Here is a 17,534-nt window from a genome sequence, read left to right on the forward strand (position 1 = left end):
CTTCGCGCGCTGCGTAAGCTCGGGATCGCGCACCTTACGCCCCCTCTCCCAACCCTCTCCCCTGAAGGGGAGAGGGCTTGCGGATGCGGCTCATATGGACGTGCCCATCGCGTCGGCGACGGTTGCCATGTCCTTGTCGCCGCGGCCCGAGAGGTTGACGAGGATGATCTGGTCGGCGCGCATCGCCTTGGCCCTTGCAGGGACGGCGGCAAGCGCGTGCGCGCATTCAAGCGCGGGGATGATGCCTTCGACGCCGGCCAGCAGCGCGAAGGCGTCGACCGCTTCCTGGTCGGTCACGCCCTCGTACCTGACGCGGCCGATGTCGTGCAGCCACGCATGTTCCGGGCCGATGCCGGGATAATCGAGGCCCGCCGAGATCGAATGCGCCTCGCTGATCTGGCCGTCCTCATCCTGCAGCAGATAGGTGCGGTTGCCGTGGAGCACGCCCGGGCTGCCGCCGCCGATGCTGGCTGCGTGCTTGTCCGTATGCACGCCGTGACCGGCCGCCTCGATGCCCAGCATCGCGACCTCGGGATCGTCGAGGAAGGCATGGAACAGGCCGATCGCGTTGGAGCCGCCGCCGACCGCGGCCACAAGCAGATCGGGCAGGCGGCCCTCGGCCTCCAGCATCTGCGCGCGCGCCTCGGTGCCGATCACCGACTGGAAATCGCGGACCATCTCCGGATAGGGATGCGGGCCCGCGACGGTGCCGATCAGGTAGAAAGTGTCGGCGACGTTGGCGACCCAATCGCGCAAAGCCTCGTTGAGCGCATCCTTCAGCGTCTGCGCGCCGCTCGTGACGGGCACAACCTCGGCGCCGAGCAATTTCATCCGGAAGACGTTGGCCTGCTGCCGCTCGACATCCTTGGCGCCCATATAGACGACGCATTTGAGCCCGAAGCGCGCGCAGACCGTGGCGGTGGCGACGCCGTGCGACCCCGCGCCCGTCTCGGCGATGATCCGTGTGCGGCCCATGCGGCGCGCGAGCAGGATCTGGCCGACGCAATTGTTGATCTTGTGCGAGCCGGTGTGATTGAGCTCCTCGCGCTTCAGATAGACCTTGGCGCCCATCCCGGGCGCCGCGCCCTTGCGGATCGTCTCGGTCAATCGCTCGGCATAATAAAGCGGGCTCGGGCGGCCGACATAATGTCTGGCGAGCGCATCGAGCTCGGCCCGGAACGCCGGATCGGCCTTGGCCGCGCGATATTCGCGGTCGAGATCGAGGATGAGAGGCATGAGCGTTTCGGCGACATAGCGTCCGCCGAAGCTGCCGAAATTGCCCTGCGGATCAGGCTGGGCGCGGAGGCTGTTGGGAAGCGTCATAGACGGCCGGTCGCTTGGAGGAAGGCGGCGATCTTGTCCACATCCTTGACGCCCGGCGCGCTTTCGACGCCCGACGAGACGTCGACCGCGGACGCGCCGCTGATCGCGACCGCCTCGGCGACGCTCGTCGCATCCAGCCCGCCCGAGAGCGCCCAGGGCAAGGGGTGGTCGAAGCCCGCGAGCAAATTCCAGTCGAAGCGCAGGCCCATGCCGCCGGGGAGCGCGGCGCCGTCGGGGGTCTTGGCGTCGTACAGGATGCGATCGGCCGCGCCGCGATAGGCGGCGGCACCGGCGAGATCGGCAGCGGTGCGGACCGAAATCACCTTCCAGATCTCGGCACCCGTGCTTCGCCGCAGCGCAACAACACGTTCCGGCGATTCATGGCCATGGAGCTGGAGGATCTTCATCCCCGCGCCGATCGCGCGACCGACGAGCTCGTCGTCGGGATCGACGAGGACGGCGACCTTCCCGACATGGCCGGGCATCGGCGCCGACAGCGATGCGGCTTGATCCGCCGTGACATAACGTGGGCTCTTCGCGAACATCATGAAACCGAGCCACGCGGCACCATGGCCGATCGAGGCGGTCACGGCTTCCGACGTCGAGACGCCGCATATCTTGGTCTGGATGCGCATGCGGGCCTCTTAGCGCCTCTGGCGCCGCGGTAATCGCCTAAATACGCATCAGCCGATTGCAGATCATGCAACCGTGGCGGCCTGCTTCGCAGTTGCAGCATCCGGCCGAGCCGGGCATTTGCTGCATCGCAATACAGAATAATCGCACCGTCTAGAGAGAGGCAGACCCCTTCCGTTTTGGAGACCTGCCATGATCAAGTTCGCTCTTCCGCTTCTCGCTGTCGCAATCGCCGCTCCGGCCGTCGCGCAGACCCAGGTTGCTCCGCTCGCCTTCGAGCGTGACGGCATCCGCTACGAAGCCAATGTCATGACCGCCGACAATGGCGTGACCCGCATCACCGGCAAGGAGCTGGACAGCGGCCGCACTTTCGATCTGAAGCTGATCAACGGCAAGGTCGTCGGCCGCTACGACCGCACCGACGTGCGCTACGACGCACCGAGCGCGCGCATCAACTGATCTTCATCGATATGATGACCGGCGGGGCCCGGAGCGCAGCAGCGTTCCGGGCCCCGCTTGCGTCCGCCGCGTGCCGCCTCTAGCCCGGAGCCTCGCCTGAAGGCTCGAAGGGATAGCGATGCGGTTCGAGGGCACGTCCACCTACGTCGCCGGGGAGGACCTGAAGGTCGCGGTCAACGCCGCCGTCCGCTTGCGCCGCCCCTTGCTGGTCAAAGGCGAACCCGGCACGGGCAAGACCGTCCTCGCGCACGAGATCGCCGCCGCCGTCGGCGCGCCGCTCATCTCGTGGAACGTCAAATCGACGACCAAGGCGCACCAAGGACTCTACGAATATGATGCGGTCGCGCGGCTGCGCGACGGCCAACTGGGCGACGCGCGCGTCCACGACATCAAGAATTATATCCGCAAGGGCAAGCTGTGGGAGGCGTTCACCTCGCCCCAGCTGCCGGTGCTGCTGATCGACGAGATCGACAAGGCCGACATCGAATTCCCGAACGACCTGCTCCAGGAAATCGATCGGATGAGCTTCGACGTCTATGAGACGGGCGAGACGATCGCCGCGGCGGACCGCCCGATCGTCGTCATCACCTCGAACAACGAGAAGGAACTGCCCGACGCCTTCCTGCGCCGCTGCTTCTTCCATTATATCCGCTTTCCCGATCGCGAGACGATGCAGCGAATCGTCGATGTCCATTTCCCCGGCATCCAGCAGCGGCTTGTCGCGCGCGCACTCGACATCTTCTACGAGGTTCGCGACGTGCCCGGCCTCAAGAAGAAGCCCTCCACCAGCGAGCTGATCGACTGGCTCAAGCTGCTGCTGCACGAGGACATGCCGCTGGAGGTGCTCCAGACCAAGGATGCGCGCCAGGCGATCCCGCCGCTCCACGGCGCCCTGCTCAAGAACGAGGCCGACGTGATGCTGTTCGAGCGGCTCGCCTTCCTGACCCGCCGGCAGGGCAACTGACATGGCCTATACGGGCCGCTGCGCCTGCGAGGCGGTGACGCTGACGGCGGATGGCGAACCCGTGGCGGTGCGCCAATGCTGGTGCCGCCGCTGCCAGACGGCCGCGGCGGGCAGCCCGACCGTCAACGCGATCTTCCCGGTCGATTCGATCGCGATTCGCGGCGAGCTCGGCTGGTTCAGCTATCGCGCCGACAGCGGCAACGAGCTCAGCCGCGGCTTCTGCCCGGCCTGCGGCACGCAGGTGATCGGACGATCCTCGGGCAATCCGCATTTCCGCGTCATCCGGTTGGGCGTGCTCGACACGCCGCACGACCTGGCGCCGACCGCGGCGATCTGGACCGAAGAGGCGCCCGCCTGGGCGGCGATCCCGCCCGGGCTGGACCGCTTTCCCCGCCAACCCCCGCCACCCCGACCCGCACCCGCCGGCTGATGTTCCTTTCGTTTCTTGAGGAGCTGCGCCGCGCGGGGATCAAGGCGACGCCGAAGGAGCATCTGCTGCTGCTCGAGGCGCTCGACGCCGACGTGATCGAGCGCAGCCCCGAGCATTTCTATTATCTCGCGCGATCGATCTACGTGAAGGACGAGGGCCTGATCGATCGCTTCGATCAGGTGTTCGGCCACGTCTTCCGCGGGCTGCAGGGCACGGGCGCCGGGAGCGCCGAGATCCCCGAGGACTGGCTGAAGGCCGTCGCGCAGAAATTCCTGACGCCCGAGGAGATGGACAAGATCGAGGCGCTCGGATCGTGGGACGAGATCATGGCGACGCTCAAGCAGCGGATCGAGGAGCAGCAAGGCCGTCATCAGGGCGGCAACAAGTGGATCGGCACCGGCGGCACCTCCCCCTTCGGCAATGCGGGCTACAATCCCGAAGGCGTGCGGATCGGCGGCGAATCGACGCACAAGCGCGCTATCAAGGTCTGGGAGAAGCGCGAATATCGCAATCTCGACGACAGCCGGGAGCTCGGCACGCGCAATATCAAGGTCGCGCTGCGCCGCCTGCGCCGCTTCGCGCGCGAGGGCGCGGCCGACGAGCTGGATCTGGACGCGACGATCGCCGGCACCGCGCGCAAGGGCTATCTCGACATCGCGCTCCGGCCCGAGCGGCGCAACGCGGTCAAGCTGCTGCTCTTCCTCGACATCGGCGGATCGATGGATCCGCACGTCAGGGTCTGCGAGGAGCTGTTCTCGGCGGCGACCTCCGAGTTCAAGCATCTCGAATTCTTCTACTTCCACAATTGCGTCTATGAAGGCGTGTGGAAGGACAATGCGCGCCGCTTCACCGAGCGGACGCCGACGATGGACGTGCTCCACAAATATGGCGCGGACTACAAATTGCTGTTCGTCGGCGACGCGCAGATGAGCCCTTATGAGATCAGCCACCCCGGCGGATCGGTCGAGCATATGAACCCCGAAGCGGGCGCGGTCTGGATGCTGCGGCTGACGACTATCTATGCGAGCGCCGCGTGGCTCAATCCGGTCCCATCCGAGCAATGGGGCCATTCGCAATCCACGCGCATGATCCGCGAGCTGATGGGCAATCGCATGTTCGCGATGACGCTCGGCGGACTGGAGGAGGCGATGCGCTCGCTCGCGCGGCGCCAGGGCTGACGCTCAGGCCTGCGCGAGCACGCTTTCGACCCATTCGGGCACGAGTCTGCTCGCCGGCCCTTCCCGGGCCTCATCGAAATGATGGCTGCCCGGCGATCGCTTGAGGTTGAGCTCCAGCGTCCAGGCATTGGTGGCGTTAGCGATCTGGACAAAGCCCGCGGCGGGATAGACCGCCCCCGACGTGCCGATCGAGACGAACGTGTCGCACTCCATCAGTGCGCGCTCGATCCGCTCCATCTCGTACGGCATCTCGCCGAAGAAGACGATGTCGGGGCGCAGCGCGTCCCGCCCGCAGGAGGGGCAGACCCTGCTTTCCATCATCGCGCCGGAGAAACGCGCATTCTCGCCGCAGCTGCGGCACAGCGCCGACAGCAATTCGCCGTGGATGTGGACGAGCCGCTGCGCCCCGGCCCGCTCGTGCAGATCATCGACATTCTGGGTGACGATCATCAGCTGGCCGGGCCATTCGGCGTCCAGCCGCGCGAGGGCCTGATGCGCGGCATTGGGCTCGACCGTCGCCAGCGCGGCGCGGCGCGCATCGTAGAAGCGCAGGACCAGCGCTTCGTCGCGCATCAGCGCCTCGGGCGTGCAGACGTCCTCGACGCGATGCCCTTCCCACAGGCCACCCGGCCCGCGGAACGTGGCAAGACCGCTCTCCGCGGAAATGCCCGCGCCGGTCAGGACGACGATGTTGCGAACCGGGCCCACGACCCGAGAATACGGCAATAATCCGGGAACTGCTAGGACCGCCTAATCTGCATCAGAGATCGACGCCCGCCGCGATCGCCTCCAGCTTGCGGACCCGCTCGCGCAGATCGGCGAGTTCGATCCGGGCCGCGGACGGCGAGGCGATCAGCGCATTGGGCGGCGCATCGGGATCGCGCCGGCCGCCCGACAGCGCATAACGCTGCAGCTCGACCCATTCATGCCAGGCGCGCAGCCCGGCGAGCGCCAGCACGATGACGCCGGCGAGCGCAGTCAGCGCGAGCGCGGCGAAGGAAATGGCATCGGACATCATCACTTGGCTCCTTCCCGGGCATCGCGCAGCGCCTCGATCTCGCGTTCCAGCGCCAGGCCGCGCGTATGATCGCCATCGGTGACGATCCGCTCCAGCACCGCGATCCGGTCCTTCAGCTGGCGTACCTCGCCCAGCACGCGATCGGTCTCGATGCTCCCCTTGCCGGGTGCGGCGGCGGCGTCGCTGGCATTCAGGCGCGCGCGCTGCAGGCGGGTGAAGCAGACGATCGCGACGATCGCGACGATCATCAGGAACGGGGCGAACTCGATCATGAAGACAGTCCCTTCGATCGGACCAGCTGGTTGATGGGCAGATTAGTTGATGGGGGTGCCGCGCAGTCGCTCGATCTCGTCGCCGAGATGCGTCGAGCGATCGGTGAGGATCCGCTCCAGCACCGCGACGCGCTGTTCGAGCCGCTCGGTCTTGGCGGCATATTGGGCGGCGCGTTCGACCGTGTCGTGCGACATCCGATCGAGCTTGCGCTCCTGAAGCTGGAACCAGCGCTTGAGGACGCCGGCGCTGATCGCGGCGAGCGGGATGACGACCCACACGAAATGCCAGATACCCATGATCCTGTTCCCCCTGTTCGCGCCGCGCCCTAGCGCAGCGCCTCGATCTCGGCGGCGAGACGGCTGTTCTGGCTCGTGACGTGCGTCTCGACATCGGCCAGCCGGCGATCGATGTCGCGGAAGCGGGCGCGCACGTCGCGCACCGAATTGGCGGGCTTGGCGCGCACCTTCTGCCAGAATTTGCGATCCTCGCGATCCTCGTAATCGAATTCGCGCGGCTTATCCTGTGCGAGCCAGGCGACGAGGAAATAAGCGAGCAGCTGGCCGCCGCCCATGAAGCCCGTCGCGAAGCCGATCAGCACGAAGCCGACGCGGATCAGCAGCGGATCGATGCCGGTATAATCGCCGATCCCCGAGCAGACGCCGAGGAACTTGCCCTCGCGTTTGTCGAGATAGAAGTGGGTGCGGCGCGGTGTCATCTCGAAATCCTTCCCTGTTTTGGGGCGGCCGGGCGGCTCAGCGCTGGCGGCGACGCTCCGCGATGCGATCGAACACATGATCATCCTGCGCGTCGTCGGCGAGACGCTCGGTCTCGGGCCGGCGGAAGGCGGGATTGTCGGCGGCGACGATCCGCTCGATCGTGGCGAGCCGATCGTCGAGCCGGCGGGCGAGATCGTGGAGCTCGTCCAGCAGATTCTCGTCCTGGATACTCAGCGAACCCGACTTCCGCCACTGCGTGACATAGTGGAAGATCAGCCACGGCAGCCCGACGAACAGCGACAGGATCGCCGCCAGCGGAATGAGGTCGTGCATCTCAGCCCTCCTTGTCGGTCAGCCGCGCCTGCGCGCGGGCCTTCATCGCCTCGAGCTCGGCATCCACCTTGTCGGCGGAGCGCAGCTCGGCGATCTCCTCGTCGAGCGTCTTCTCGACGCCGAGGCCAGCCGCATCGGCGCGGCCCTCGGCGAAATCGACGCGCCGCTCCAGCACGTCGAAGCGCGAGAATGCTTCCTCGACCTTCTGCCCGGCATACATTTCGCGCAACTTGGTGCGGTTGTGCGCCGATTCGAGGCGGGTGGTAATCGAATTCTGGCGCGCGCGCGCCTCGCGCAGCTTGCTCTGCAGCTTGGCGATGTCGCCCTCGCAGGCGCGCAGCGCATCGTCGATCTGGGTGATCTCGTCCTTCAGCTGATCAGCAAGATCGCCGGCCTTCTGCTTCTCGACGAGCGCGGCCTTGGCGAGATCCTCGCGGCCTTTCGACAGAGCGAGCTCGGCCTTCTCGATCCAGCTGTCCGAGACCTGCTCCAGCTTGGTGATCTGGCGGCGCATCTCCTTCTGATCGGCGATGTGGCGCGCGGCGGAGGCGCGCACCTCGACCAGAGTCTCCTCCATCTCGAGGATGATCATCCGGATCATCTTCGCGGGATCCTCTGCCCGATCCAGCAGATCGGTCATGTTCGCGGCGATGATGTCGCGCGTGCGGGAGAAGATGCCCATGGTGAAATACTCCTTGATACTGTCCGTCGCGCGCGGTGGCTGGGCGGCGCGGGCCTTCCAGTCGCCCCACGATAGCGCCGGGGCCGGCCAGGGGGAAAGAGCCGGCCCCGACATCGCCGTCACTTCGCGGCGATCGTGATCATGCCGGCGGTGTCGGCATGGGCAAGCTTGGTGGCGCCAAGGTCGCGGCGCTTGGCTTCGGCGCCGTTGAAGAAGAGGCGCATCGCGACCGTCTGCGGCGTGCCGCGCACCGATTCGGGCAGCTGCGGGTAGGCGATGTGCGAAGCGAGGCGCAGCGCGTGGCGGTCCATTGCCGCGACGCCGGTCGAGCGGGCGATGTCGGCGCCGGCATAATCGCCGTCGGCGGTGAAGCGGACCGCGACCACGGCCTCAGCGCGCTTCTCGCTCATGCGAACCGGCAGATCGCCGCTGCGCAGATCGATCTGCTGCTCGACGGCCTTCTGCCAGCCGGGGACCGTGGCGGGCACGGTCGCGGCGCTGGCGGGGGCGACGGCCGCGCCGACGCAGGTTGCGGTCAGAACGGCGGCGCCGACAGCGGATATGGCGAGGCGTTGCACGTCGAATGTGTCGAAACGGAACATGGCGAAATCTCCTATCCTGAAACCTTGCACACCGGTCGTTCCGGTGTTGCCCCATGCATTGCATGCGCCGTGCCAAATGCTCATCCATCTGATTTCAAACGCTATTCTACGAATGGCGCGGTTCGCCGCAGTCGCCCCTCTTGCCAACAAGTGGTGAAATCCGCCAAGTTGGCGGAATGGATCGAGACAGCCAGTTCATCGGTCAGTCCTCGGAGTTCCTCGACGCGGTCGAGCGCGCGAGCCGCGCGGCCGCGCTCAACCGCCCCGTGCTGGTCATCGGTGAGCGCGGCACGGGCAAGGAGCTCGTCGCCGAACGCCTGCATCGCCTGTCGGGCCGCTGGTCGGGACCGCTCGTCACGCTCAACTGCGCGGCCCTGCCCGAGACGCTGATCGAGGCCGAACTGTTCGGACACGAGGCGGGCGCCTTCACCGGCGCGACCAAGGCGCGGATCGGCCGCTTCGAGGAGGCGGATGGCGGGACCTTGTTTCTCGACGAGCTCGCGACATTGAGCATGGGCGCGCAGGAACGGCTGCTGCGCGCGGTGGAATATGGCGAGGTCACGCGCATCGGCGCGAGCCGCGCGATCCGCGTCGATGTGCGCATCGTCGCCGCGACCAACGAGCATCTGCCCCAGCTCGCCGAGGAGGGACGCTTCCGCCCCGATCTGCTCGATCGCCTGTCTTTCGAGGTGATCACCTTGCCGCCGCTCCGTGTGCGCGAGGGCGACGTGCCCGTGCTCGCCGAGCATTTCGGCAAGCGCATGGCGTCCGAGATCGGCTGGGAGCGCTGGCCGGGCTTCAGCGCGCAGGCCGCACGCGATCTGCAGGGGCATGACTGGCCGGGCAATGTCCGCGAGCTGCGCAACGTCGTCGAGCGCGCCGTCTATCGCTGGGAGGATGAGCGCCGCCCGATCGAGACGATCAGCTTCGATCCCTTCGCCTCGCCCTGGCGCCTGCCGCCGATGAAGCGCGCGACCGAGCCCGTCGCCGAGCCTGCGACCCTGGCCCTACCCGCCCCCGCCGCGCCCTCCGCCGAGTGCGAGGACCTGCGCACCGCCTGCCATGCCTATGAACGGATGCTGCTGGAGGCCGCGCTCGCGCGCTGCCGCTACAACCAGCGCCACACCGCCGCCGCGCTGAAGCTCAGCTACGATCAACTGCGCCATGCTCTGCGCCGCCACGATTTGCTCGAAAAGGCGCCCAACTGAGGCGGTTTTCGCGAACGACTCGCAACAGTCGATTTGGTCGTGACCTTTGCGCATTCCCGGCGTTAGGGCGGCGCGACTTTCAGCCAGGAGACAGGTCATGGCCTTCGAACTTCCCCCGCTTCCCTTCGACAAGTCGGCACTGGAGCCGCACATGTCGGCCGAGACGTTCGACTATCATCACGGCAAGCATCACAAGGCCTATGTCGACAAGACCAATGGCTGGATCGACGAGAAGGGCCTCGCCGGCCTTTCGCTGATCCAGGTGATCGAGAAGGCCAAGGCGACCGCCGACAAGGGCCTGTTCAACAACGCCGCGCAGATCTGGAACCACACCTTCTTCTGGAATTGCCTCGCACCCGCAGGCCAGCAGCCTTCCGGCGCGCTCGCCGAGAAGATCACCGCGACCTTCGGCTCGACCGACGAGCTGCTCAAGAAGATGGCGGCCGAAGCGGTCGGCCATTTCGCGAGCGGCTGGGCGTGGCTGGTGCTGGAGGGCGATGCCCTCAAGGTCACCTCCTATCACGATGCCGACACGCCGATCGTCTATGAGGGCGTGAAGCCGCTCCTGACGCTCGATGTGTGGGAGCATGCTTATTATATCGACTATCGCAACGCCCGGCCGAAGTTCGCCGAGACGGTACTCGGCAACATCATCAACTGGGACTTCGTCGCCCAGAATCTGGACGGCAACGGCGCGAGCCGCGCGGATCAGCAGCAATAAGCTGAACTCGACGACAGTGATCCGCTCGTCCTGAGCGAAGTCGAAGGACGTGCCGCAGGCGATGCGCTCGCGGCACGTGCTTCGACAGGCTCAGCACGAACGGGAATAAGGTCCGGCTAGGGTTTCGACGGTGTCGCCAGCTCGGCCAGTTGCGCGGCCGCGGCCTGGCCTTCGGGCTCGTTGGGGGCAAGCAGCTTCGCGCGCTCCCAGGCCAGCTTGGCCGCCGGCTCCGCGCCCGCGCCGATCGCGATATTGCCCGCCTCCAGCGCCACCGCCGCCGCATCGGGCGCGAGCTTCGCCGCTTCGCTGATGTCGCGCGAGGCGCGGTCGAGATCGTCGGCGCGCCGCGCGAGCGTCGCCGAGAGCAGCCAGGCGAAGGGATCGTTGGGAACCAGCGTCTTGCCCTGATCGATATCGGTCCGCGCCGCCGCCATATCGCCCAAGGCGACGTCGGCGCGCCCGCGATCCAGCCACGCCTCGCCCTGCATCACCGCGGTCAGCCCGGGCAGCTTCAGCGCGCGATCGAGCGCGGTGCGCGCGAGTGCGGGCTCGTCGCCAGCGAGCGCGGCATTGCCCGCCTGCGTCCACAGCAAGGAGGCGCGCGGATCGCCCGCCGATTCGGCGGCGGTCGCGGCGCGGGTGAAGGTGGTCGCGGCGGGGAGCCAGTTGCCCGCCGCCGCCTGCGCGAGGCCCAGACAATGGCTCGCGGGCAGGCTCTGCGCCTGCTTCGCCCAGGCCTCCGCCTCGGTCACGGCGCGGGGCGGGTCGGTCTTGGTCAGCGCGACGCAGGCCTGGAAGCGCGCCTCGTCCCCGCCCGGAAGCTTGGCCAGGGGGACCGGGGCGTTGGCGGCGGCAACCGCGAGAAGAAGGGTCAGGATCACTCAAGTCTCGATCAGGTGGGCGACCGTGCGCACGAGCAGATTCAGATCCTGCGGGCGCGACAGGCGATGATCGCCGCCCTTGACCAGAATCGTCTGCACATCGACTGAACGCAGCGCCCGGCCCAGCCGGAAGGCGATCGAGGGCGGCACGTCGGCATCGTCGAGCCCGTGGATGAGCCGCACCGGGCCATCGAAGCCGATCTCGCCATCGAGCAGCAGCAGATCCTGCCCGCTCTCCCACAATCCCAAGGTCGTGATCGACGGCGTCTCCGAATACGCCGACTCCTCGACGATCAGGCCATCCTCGGCAAGCGTCTCGCGCATCGTCTCGTCGAAGCCCCATTCGGTGAAATCGGGCGCGGCGGCGATGCCGACGAGCCCGACGACGCGCTCCGGCCTGGCGAGCGCGGCGAGCAGCATCTGCCACCCGCCCATCGACGAGCCGACCAGCACGAGCGGCCCGGTGGTGACATTATCGATCAGATCGAGCACGTCGGCGTGCCAGCTCGCCAGCGTCTGTTCGGCGAAGACGCCCTCGCTCTCGCCGCAGCCGGCATAATCGAGGCGCAGGATGGCCCGCTTGCCCGCTTCGGCCCAGGCATCCAGCGCCAGCGCCTTGCCGCCCTGCATGTTCGACATATAGCCGGGCAGGAACACCACGGTCGGACCCGCGCCGGGCCGGTAATGGTAGGCGAGCGAGGCTTTGCCGTCGCGGATCAGATAATCGGTCATCCCCCCGCTCTATCCCCGGACGCGCGCGCTTGCCACGCAAGACGCCGTCAGGAGCGTCTTAAGCTTTGCGCCTTATGGCCTCCGCCCATGTCGATGATGGACCACAGGATCAGCACCGGATCGGGCGACGAGATGGAAATCGGCCGCGTGCTGGAGATTTCCAGCGCCGGCGCGCAGGCGATGCTCGATGCGCGCACGCTCAGCCTGCTCGGCGAGGCCGGACCCGCGCAGCCCGGCGCGATCTCCAGCTATCTGAAGCTGCGCGTCGGCGCGAAATGGGTCGTCGCGCAGGTCAGTTCGCTGCGCCGCGAGGAGGCCGATGGCGATCTGATCGTCGCTGGCGTCGACTTCGTCGGCGAGGGCGAGGCGGACGGGACACGCCTGACGGGCTTCCGCCGCGGCGTCAGCCATCTGCCGATGCCGGGCGCCCGGCTCTATCCGACGAGCGACGCCGACCGCGCGAGCATCTTCGCCGCCGACGAGCGCCCGCACATCACCTTCGGCCGGATCCATTCGGGCGGCGACGCGCGCGCCGCGCTCTACATCGACGGCCTGCTCGGCCGGCATTTCGCAGTGCTGGGATCGACCGGCACGGGCAAATCGAGCGCGACCGCGATGCTGCTCCACCGGATCTGCGAATCCGCGCCGCACGGCCACATATTGATGATCGATCCGCACGGCGAATATGGCGCGTCCTTCGCGCAGATCGGCGCGGTGTTCGACGTGACGAGCCTCGCCATCCCCTATTGGCTGATGAATCTCGAGGAACATGCCGAGGTGTTCGTCAGCACGCGCGGCCCCGAACGCCAGATCGATATCGACATCCTCGCCAAATGCCTGCTCACGGCACGCGCGAAGCACCGGCTGGCCGAGGGCATCCAGCGCCTCACCGCCGACAGCCCGATCCCCTATCTGCTCTCCGATCTCGGCAACATCCTCTCGGCGGAGATGGGCAAGCTCGACAAGGGCGGCACGGGCATCGGCCCCTATCTGCGCCTGAAGGCGCGGATCGACGAACTGAAGGTCGATCCGCGCTACGCCTTCATGTTCTCCGGCATGCTCGTCGGCGATACGATGCAGGCGGTGCTCCAGCGGCTGCTGCGCCTGCCCGCCGACGGCAAGCCGATCGCGATCGTCGATCTCTCGGCGGTCCCGTCCGAGATCACGCCGGTGCTCGTCGCCCTGCTCGCGCGGCTCGTCTTCGATCACGCGCTCTGGTCGCGCGGCAAGGATGCACGACCCGTGCTGCTCGTCTGCGAGGAAGCGCACCGCTACATCCCCGCCAACGCGGATTCGCCCGCGCGCCGCATCCTCGAGCGGATCGCCAAGGAGGGCCGCAAATATGGCGTGTCGCTGGGGCTGATCTCGCAGCGCCCGTCCGATCTCGCCGAGGGCGTGCTCTCGCAATGCGGGACGATCATCGCGATGCGGCTCAACAACGACAAGGATCAGGCACATGTCCGCTCGGCCGTGCCCGAGGGCGCGCGCGGGCTGATCGAGGCGATACCGGGCCTGCGCAACCGCGAGGCGGTCGTCGTCGGCGAGGGCGTCGCGCTGCCGATCCGCGTCGTGTTCGACGATCTGGAGCCGGACAAATTGCCCGCTTCCTCCGATCCGTCCTTCGCGCAGGGCTGGCAGATCGCGCCCGACGAGCCGAGCCGCCTGAGCAAGACGATCCTCCGCTGGCGCGCCCAGGGGCGGCTGCACGCCGCGGATTGATCCGAGCCCCTCGACGGACGCATTTCGCTCGGCCATCATCGCGCGCATGAGCGGGGGTGCGGAGGAAATCGGGGCGATGGCCACGGCAGGCCTGCTGGCGGGCGAGATCGAGCGCGCGCGGGTCGGACTTCCGGCGGCGGGCCATGACGTGCACGAGCCGTGCGCCAATTGCGGCACCGTCCGCCAGGGACCTTATTGCCACGAATGCGGGCAGGCGGGGCATGTCCACCGCAACCTGATGGCGCTGGTCCACGACATCGCCCACGGCGTGTTCCACTTCGAGGGCAAGATCTGGAAGACGCTGCCGATGCTGGCGCTGCGCCCGGGCGAACTTACGAAACGCTATATCGCCGGCGAGCGCGCGAAGTTCGTCTCGCCGATCGCCCTGTTCCTATTCTCGGTGTTCCTGATGTTCGCGGTCGTCTCGAACCTCAGCGGCGGTCACGGATCCAAGGTGGCGGCGACCCAGCAGGGCATCGCCGCCGAGATGGTGAAGGTCCGCGCCAAGCTCGACCGGACGCGCCGCGCGCGCGCCGAGGAGACCGATCCCGAAGACCAGGCGCGGCTCGATCGGAAGATCGCCGAGCTCAGTTCGCAATATGCGGCGATGCAGCCGATCGTGGAGCATGGCCTTGCCGGGATCGGCAAATCGGTCGTCGATGCCCAGAAGGCCGGCGCGGACGCGAACGCGAAGATCAAGGCGGCCGAGCTCGCGGCGAAGGCGGCGCAGACCAGCGCCGTGCCCGGCGGAAAGGCTGCCGCCGAGGTGGAAAGCACGGCCGCGCACGTCGATTCGTCGGTGACGAAGATTCCGTATGTGGGCGGCCTCATCGCCCATGCCGCGCAGAATCCCGAGCTCGTCGTCTACAAGATGAAGAATTACGCCTACAAATATAGCTGGGCGCTGATCCCGATCTCGGTGCCGCTCATCTGGCTGCTCTTCTGCTTCCGGCGCGACGTCGGCCTCTACGATCACGCGATTTTCGGCATCTACTCGCTCTCCTTCATGTCACTGGCGATGGTGGTGCTGGCGGTCGGCAGCTGGCTCGGCATGCCCGGCGCGATCATCCCGATCGCGGCGATGATCGTCCCGCCGGTCCACATGTATCGCCAGCTGAAAGGCGCCTATGGGCTCGGCCGCTATGGCGCACTGTGGCGGACCGCGGCGCTGCTGATCATGACGACGATCGCGCTGAGCCTCTTCTCCTCGTTCGTCTTCTACATGGGCAGCGACTGAAGCCCGGTTTGATCGCAAGCGGCGGGAGGCGCGGCGCACGGCGCGTCGCTAATCGTGCCGTCCGTTCGAAGGACCGCCAGGATGACGTTCGCATTCAAGATCATGGCCTCGCCGGTCGGCCGGTTGACGCTCGTCGCAAGCGGCGAGGGGCTCGCCGCAATCCTGTGGGAGGATGACCGCCCGGGCCGGGTGCAGCTCGGGCCGATGACGAAGCAGCCCGATCATCCCATACTCGTCGAGACCGAGACGCAACTTCGCGCTTATTTCGCGGGCGAGCGGACGGCGTTCGATCTGCCGCTGGCGATGCAGGGCACCGCTTTCCAGAAGAGCGTCTGGCAGCAATTGCTGGCGATCCCGTTCGGCGAGACGCGGACCTACGGCGAGATTGCGCGCGCGATCGGCAGTCCGAGCGCGGTCCGCGCGGTCGGCGGTGCCAACGGCCGCAATCCGCTCTCGATCGTGGCGCCGTGCCACCGCGTGATCGGCGGCAACGGCACGCTCACCGGCTTCGCCGGCGGGCTGGAGGCGAAGCGCTATCTGCTCGCCCACGAAGGGCTGGAGCTGGCCTTCTAGGCGGCATCGATCCGGCGGGTGCCGGCAAGCGCCCCGGTCGGGTCGGGCTGTGCGCGGGGCAGAAAGAAGGGCGCCCGCCGGCCATGCCGGGAGCGCCCTCCTTGCACCGTCGCGACGGCGTCAGGCGAAGTGGACGGCGATCTTGCGGCGGCGCATCGTCGCGCCGAGCAGGCCGAAGCCGCCGATGAACATCGCCCAGGTCGCGGGCTCCGGCACGGCGGCCTGCGCCACCGTCACCGAGGACGTCCCGCTCAGGTAGGACGCGCCGGCCGCAGCCGAATATTGGACCTGCGTCGCCACCGGCGTCGCGGACGAGATGTTTCGGATGAACGTGCCGAGGTCGTTGCGCGAGAAGAAGACCTGAAAGCCGTTCGGACCGATGTCGGTCCCGAAGAACAGATTGTCGAGCGACGCATCATATGCATATTTCAGCGGACCCCAGCCGGTCAGGTTGCTGCTGAGGATCGTCAGGCCGTTCGTCGTGCCCTGGATATTGGCGCTGTTGTCGAACGTGATCGCGAACTGGATGGTCACCGGGCTGATCGGCGCGGCGGTGCCGTTGGTCGAGGTAAAGGCGCCTGCGGTCAGCGTCAGCGTCTTGTCGATGATGGTCGCCTGGGCGCTGGATGCTGCGACGAACGCAGCGGCGCTGACGACGGCGTAAGAAAGGCCACGAAACTTCTTCACCCGCTGTCCCCCTTATAGTCGGATCGGAACGTCGTTCGGGATGATCGATCCCCCGAAGAGATGATCGATCGAGCCCGGCGATCCCGATTCTGTACGCACCATTTCGCGCATCGTGCGAAATGGTTAACAACAGTTAACACATATGCTGCACTGCGAAAGCGGGGTTTTCACGGATTTGTCATGTCCGGGCCGAAATGAGCGCGGCGCCCGGAATTGCTGCGACCCGGCGTCGTTCGCCGGCGGCTCAGGCCGGCCCGACCTGCACCGATTGGTTGTTGAGCAAAGCCGTCCCATAAGCGGTCAGGAAGGCGACGTCGGCGGCATCGCGGCCGACGCCGATCTTCGCCATCCCGCCTTCGCGCGCCATCCCCGTCGCATCGACGAGATGCCATTCGCCGCCGAGGAAGACCTCGGAGACGGCGTGGAAATCCTGCGGCTCGACGCCGAGCGCATAGACCGCGACGACGCGCGCCGGGATGCCCGAGGCACGCACGAGCGTCGTCACGACATGCGCATAATCGCGGCATACGCCCTGGCGTTTGACGAACGTCTCTAGAGCGGTCGTGCTGCCCGAGCTCGATCCGGGGACATAGGTCAGGTGGCTCGCTACCCAGTCGCGGATCGCGATGACGCGCGGCCCGCCGCGCAACGATCCGAACTCGGCGTCGACGAAGGTCTGGAACTGGTCCGACTGACAGAAGCGCGACGGCAGCATATACTGGACCGTCTCGCCGGGCAGCTGATGCGGCGGCACTTCGGGCAGCGATCCCAGATCGCCCAGCAGCCGATCGATCGAGACGGTCGATCGATAGTCGACCGTGAAACGCCCGCTCGCGCGGATCCAGATCCGCTCGCCGATATCGTCATGCGCCGCCACGCGCGCGAAATGCTCGACCGGCGAGAGCGCGATATGCGCGGATTCCACGAACTGCTCGGGCAGCTGGGCGGCTTCCATCTGCAGGAGGATGTCGGTCGTGTGCGGCAGATCATAATCGAGCTGCGTGTGGATGCTGATTCTCATGCCGCCCAAACCTTTGCGTGCGCCGATCGATCCGGTGGGCCAGGAGCGGCCGCACGGAAGCTCGACAAATTAGACAAATGACAGACGAGAAAGGCGCGCTCTTCGACGACTCCTTCTCGTCACGATCGTGACGTTGGCGCTCGC

The 17,534-nt window shown here is 67.1% G+C and carries 23 protein-coding genes; 9 read left to right on the plus strand and 14 right to left on the minus strand.

What is annotated here, in order from left to right; genetic code table 11:
• Positions 1-90 precede the first annotated feature (90 nt).
• Positions 91-1,323, minus strand: coding sequence for a tryptophan synthase subunit beta (gene trpB, locus Q4F19_RS16020; RefSeq protein WP_303544553.1), 1,233 nt, complete (start codon positions 1,321-1,323; stop codon positions 91-93).
• Positions 1,320-1,958: a phosphoribosylanthranilate isomerase gene (locus Q4F19_RS16025; RefSeq protein WP_303544555.1), complete on the minus strand. Its 639-nt coding sequence runs from the start codon at positions 1,956-1,958 to the stop codon at positions 1,320-1,322. Before Q4F19_RS16025 ends, trpB begins: the two co-directional genes overlap by 4 nt.
• A gap of 190 nt (positions 1,959-2,148) precedes the next feature.
• On the opposite strand from Q4F19_RS16025, the gene Q4F19_RS16030 reads away from it, so the two are divergent.
• The 4 genes from Q4F19_RS16030 to Q4F19_RS16045 all read left to right on the plus strand — a co-directional run bounded on the left by Q4F19_RS16030 (position 2,149) and on the right by Q4F19_RS16045 (position 4,987).
• Complete coding sequence (locus Q4F19_RS16030) at positions 2,149-2,415, plus strand: hypothetical protein (protein WP_303544558.1); 267 nt, start codon at positions 2,149-2,151, stop codon at positions 2,413-2,415.
• Between the two features lie 118 nt (positions 2,416-2,533).
• Positions 2,534-3,379 carry an AAA family ATPase gene (locus tag Q4F19_RS16035; RefSeq protein ID WP_303544559.1) on the plus strand — a complete coding sequence of 282 codons (846 nt, stop codon included), beginning with the start codon at positions 2,534-2,536 and terminating at the stop codon, positions 3,377-3,379.
• 1 nt (position 3,380) lies between these two features.
• Positions 3,381-3,809, plus strand: a complete 429-nt coding sequence (locus tag Q4F19_RS16040; protein ID WP_303544562.1) for a GFA family protein — start codon at positions 3,381-3,383, stop codon at positions 3,807-3,809.
• Positions 3,809-4,987, plus strand: a complete 1,179-nt coding sequence (locus tag Q4F19_RS16045; RefSeq protein WP_303544565.1) for a vWA domain-containing protein — start codon at positions 3,809-3,811, stop codon at positions 4,985-4,987. The genes Q4F19_RS16040 and Q4F19_RS16045 overlap by 1 nt, the downstream gene beginning before the upstream one ends.
• A gap of 3 nt (positions 4,988-4,990) precedes the next feature.
• Here Q4F19_RS16045 and Q4F19_RS16050 read toward each other — a convergent pair whose 3' ends face one another.
• From Q4F19_RS16050 to Q4F19_RS16085, 8 genes are all read right to left on the minus strand, one after another.
• Positions 4,991-5,695 (minus strand): NAD-dependent deacylase, encoded by a 705-nt coding sequence (locus Q4F19_RS16050; protein WP_303544568.1) that lies wholly within the window; start codon positions 5,693-5,695, stop codon positions 4,991-4,993.
• 52 nt (positions 5,696-5,747) lie between these two features.
• Complete coding sequence (locus Q4F19_RS16055; RefSeq protein ID WP_303545024.1) at positions 5,748-6,002, minus strand: hypothetical protein; 255 nt, start codon at positions 6,000-6,002, stop codon at positions 5,748-5,750.
• 2 nt (positions 6,003-6,004) lie between these two features.
• Entirely contained in the window at positions 6,005-6,277 is a 273-nt protein-coding gene (locus tag Q4F19_RS16060) for a hypothetical protein (protein ID WP_303544570.1), read from the minus strand.
• A 42-nt stretch (positions 6,278-6,319) separates the two neighbouring features.
• On the minus strand, positions 6,320-6,574 hold the full coding sequence (locus Q4F19_RS16065) for a hypothetical protein (protein ID WP_303544572.1): 255 nt from the start codon (positions 6,572-6,574) through the stop codon (positions 6,320-6,322).
• Between the two features lie 29 nt (positions 6,575-6,603).
• On the minus strand, positions 6,604-6,993 hold the full coding sequence (gene pspC, locus Q4F19_RS16070) for an envelope stress response membrane protein PspC (protein ID WP_303544575.1): 390 nt from the start codon (positions 6,991-6,993) through the stop codon (positions 6,604-6,606).
• A gap of 37 nt (positions 6,994-7,030) precedes the next feature.
• Entirely contained in the window at positions 7,031-7,327 is a 297-nt protein-coding gene (gene pspB / locus Q4F19_RS16075; protein WP_303544578.1) for an envelope stress response membrane protein PspB, read from the minus strand.
• Position 7,328: 1 nt separating this feature from the next.
• Positions 7,329-8,009, minus strand: coding sequence for a phage shock protein PspA (pspA, locus tag Q4F19_RS16080; protein ID WP_303545027.1), 681 nt, complete (start codon positions 8,007-8,009; stop codon positions 7,329-7,331).
• Between the two features lie 119 nt (positions 8,010-8,128).
• Complete coding sequence (locus Q4F19_RS16085; RefSeq protein WP_303544581.1) at positions 8,129-8,611, minus strand: TonB family protein; 483 nt, start codon at positions 8,609-8,611, stop codon at positions 8,129-8,131.
• A gap of 176 nt (positions 8,612-8,787) precedes the next feature.
• Between Q4F19_RS16085 and pspF the strand changes: the two genes are divergently transcribed.
• A complete protein-coding gene (gene pspF / locus Q4F19_RS16090) occupies positions 8,788-9,819 on the plus strand; it encodes a phage shock protein operon transcriptional activator (RefSeq protein ID WP_303544584.1) in 1,032 nt (343 codons plus the stop codon).
• A 97-nt stretch (positions 9,820-9,916) separates the two neighbouring features.
• Positions 9,917-10,540 (plus strand): superoxide dismutase, encoded by a 624-nt coding sequence (locus Q4F19_RS16095; protein WP_303544585.1) that lies wholly within the window; start codon positions 9,917-9,919, stop codon positions 10,538-10,540.
• Between the two features lie 116 nt (positions 10,541-10,656).
• On the opposite strand, the gene Q4F19_RS16100 is transcribed toward Q4F19_RS16095, so the two are convergent.
• Together Q4F19_RS16100 and Q4F19_RS16105 are read right to left on the minus strand one after the other, a co-directional pair.
• On the minus strand, positions 10,657-11,421 hold the full coding sequence (locus tag Q4F19_RS16100; RefSeq protein WP_303544587.1) for a tetratricopeptide repeat protein: 765 nt from the start codon (positions 11,419-11,421) through the stop codon (positions 10,657-10,659).
• The gene (locus tag Q4F19_RS16105; protein ID WP_303544588.1) at positions 11,422-12,153 is read right to left on the minus strand and encodes an alpha/beta fold hydrolase; all 732 of its coding nucleotides are present in this window, start codon (positions 12,151-12,153) and stop codon (positions 11,422-11,424) included. It abuts the gene before it with no gap.
• A gap of 87 nt (positions 12,154-12,240) precedes the next feature.
• Between Q4F19_RS16105 and Q4F19_RS16110 the strand changes: the two genes are divergently transcribed.
• From Q4F19_RS16110 to Q4F19_RS16120, 3 genes are all read left to right on the plus strand, one after another.
• Positions 12,241-13,872: an ATP-binding protein gene (locus tag Q4F19_RS16110; RefSeq protein ID WP_303544591.1), complete on the plus strand. Its 1,632-nt coding sequence runs from the start codon at positions 12,241-12,243 to the stop codon at positions 13,870-13,872.
• A gap of 46 nt (positions 13,873-13,918) precedes the next feature.
• Complete coding sequence (locus Q4F19_RS16115; protein ID WP_303544594.1) at positions 13,919-15,109, plus strand: DUF3667 domain-containing protein; 1,191 nt, start codon at positions 13,919-13,921, stop codon at positions 15,107-15,109.
• An 81-nt stretch (positions 15,110-15,190) separates the two neighbouring features.
• Positions 15,191-15,682 (plus strand): methylated-DNA--[protein]-cysteine S-methyltransferase, encoded by a 492-nt coding sequence (locus Q4F19_RS16120; protein WP_303544596.1) that lies wholly within the window; start codon positions 15,191-15,193, stop codon positions 15,680-15,682.
• Between the two features lie 120 nt (positions 15,683-15,802).
• On the opposite strand, the gene Q4F19_RS16125 is transcribed toward Q4F19_RS16120, so the two are convergent.
• Together Q4F19_RS16125 and Q4F19_RS16130 are read right to left on the minus strand one after the other, a co-directional pair.
• Positions 15,803-16,369: a PEPxxWA-CTERM sorting domain-containing protein gene (locus Q4F19_RS16125; protein ID WP_303544599.1), complete on the minus strand. Its 567-nt coding sequence runs from the start codon at positions 16,367-16,369 to the stop codon at positions 15,803-15,805.
• Between the two features lie 244 nt (positions 16,370-16,613).
• The gene (locus tag Q4F19_RS16130) at positions 16,614-17,390 is read right to left on the minus strand and encodes a transglutaminase-like domain-containing protein (RefSeq protein ID WP_303544602.1); all 777 of its coding nucleotides are present in this window, start codon (positions 17,388-17,390) and stop codon (positions 16,614-16,616) included.
• Between the last annotated feature and the right edge of the window lie 144 nt (positions 17,391-17,534).

The sequence above is a fragment of the Sphingomonas natans genome (assembly GCF_030546695.1).
GTDB classification, from domain to species: Bacteria; Pseudomonadota; Alphaproteobacteria; order Sphingomonadales; family Sphingomonadaceae; genus Sphingomonas_I; species Sphingomonas_I natans.

Excerpts from the sequence above, each read along its gene's own strand:
- pspB (WP_303544578.1), bottom strand. The coding sequence starts at position 7,327 with ATGCACGACCTCATTCCGCTGGCGGCGATCCTGTCGCTGTTCGTCGGG.
- Q4F19_RS16085 (WP_303544581.1), bottom strand. The coding sequence starts at position 8,611 with ATGTTCCGTTTCGACACATTCGACGTGCAACGCCTCGCCATATCCGCT.
- Q4F19_RS16130 (WP_303544602.1), bottom strand. The coding sequence starts at position 17,390 with ATGAGAATCAGCATCCACACGCAGCTCGATTATGATCTGCCGCACACG.
- Q4F19_RS16040 (WP_303544562.1), top strand. The coding sequence starts at position 3,381 with ATGGCCTATACGGGCCGCTGCGCCTGCGAGGCGGTGACGCTGACGGCG.
- Q4F19_RS16060 (WP_303544570.1), bottom strand. The coding sequence starts at position 6,277 with ATGATCGAGTTCGCCCCGTTCCTGATGATCGTCGCGATCGTCGCGATC.
- Q4F19_RS16105 (WP_303544588.1), bottom strand. The coding sequence starts at position 12,153 with ATGACCGATTATCTGATCCGCGACGGCAAAGCCTCGCTCGCCTACCAT.
- Q4F19_RS16110 (WP_303544591.1), top strand. The coding sequence starts at position 12,241 with ATGTCGATGATGGACCACAGGATCAGCACCGGATCGGGCGACGAGATG.
- Q4F19_RS16025 (WP_303544555.1), bottom strand. The coding sequence starts at position 1,958 with ATGCGCATCCAGACCAAGATATGCGGCGTCTCGACGTCGGAAGCCGTG.
- pspC (WP_303544575.1), bottom strand. The coding sequence starts at position 6,993 with ATGACACCGCGCCGCACCCACTTCTATCTCGACAAACGCGAGGGCAAG.
- Q4F19_RS16095 (WP_303544585.1), top strand. The coding sequence starts at position 9,917 with ATGGCCTTCGAACTTCCCCCGCTTCCCTTCGACAAGTCGGCACTGGAG.
- Q4F19_RS16035 (WP_303544559.1), top strand. The coding sequence starts at position 2,534 with ATGCGGTTCGAGGGCACGTCCACCTACGTCGCCGGGGAGGACCTGAAG.
- Q4F19_RS16065 (WP_303544572.1), bottom strand. The coding sequence starts at position 6,574 with ATGGGTATCTGGCATTTCGTGTGGGTCGTCATCCCGCTCGCCGCGATC.
- pspF (WP_303544584.1), top strand. The coding sequence starts at position 8,788 with ATGGATCGAGACAGCCAGTTCATCGGTCAGTCCTCGGAGTTCCTCGAC.
- Q4F19_RS16120 (WP_303544596.1), top strand. The coding sequence starts at position 15,191 with ATGACGTTCGCATTCAAGATCATGGCCTCGCCGGTCGGCCGGTTGACG.
- Q4F19_RS16045 (WP_303544565.1), top strand. The coding sequence starts at position 3,809 with ATGTTCCTTTCGTTTCTTGAGGAGCTGCGCCGCGCGGGGATCAAGGCG.
- pspA (WP_303545027.1), bottom strand. The coding sequence starts at position 8,009 with ATGGGCATCTTCTCCCGCACGCGCGACATCATCGCCGCGAACATGACC.
- trpB (WP_303544553.1), bottom strand. The coding sequence starts at position 1,323 with ATGACGCTTCCCAACAGCCTCCGCGCCCAGCCTGATCCGCAGGGCAAT.
- Q4F19_RS16115 (WP_303544594.1), top strand. The coding sequence starts at position 13,919 with ATGAGCGGGGGTGCGGAGGAAATCGGGGCGATGGCCACGGCAGGCCTG.
- Q4F19_RS16030 (WP_303544558.1), top strand. The coding sequence starts at position 2,149 with ATGATCAAGTTCGCTCTTCCGCTTCTCGCTGTCGCAATCGCCGCTCCG.
- Q4F19_RS16055 (WP_303545024.1), bottom strand. The coding sequence starts at position 6,002 with ATGTCCGATGCCATTTCCTTCGCCGCGCTCGCGCTGACTGCGCTCGCC.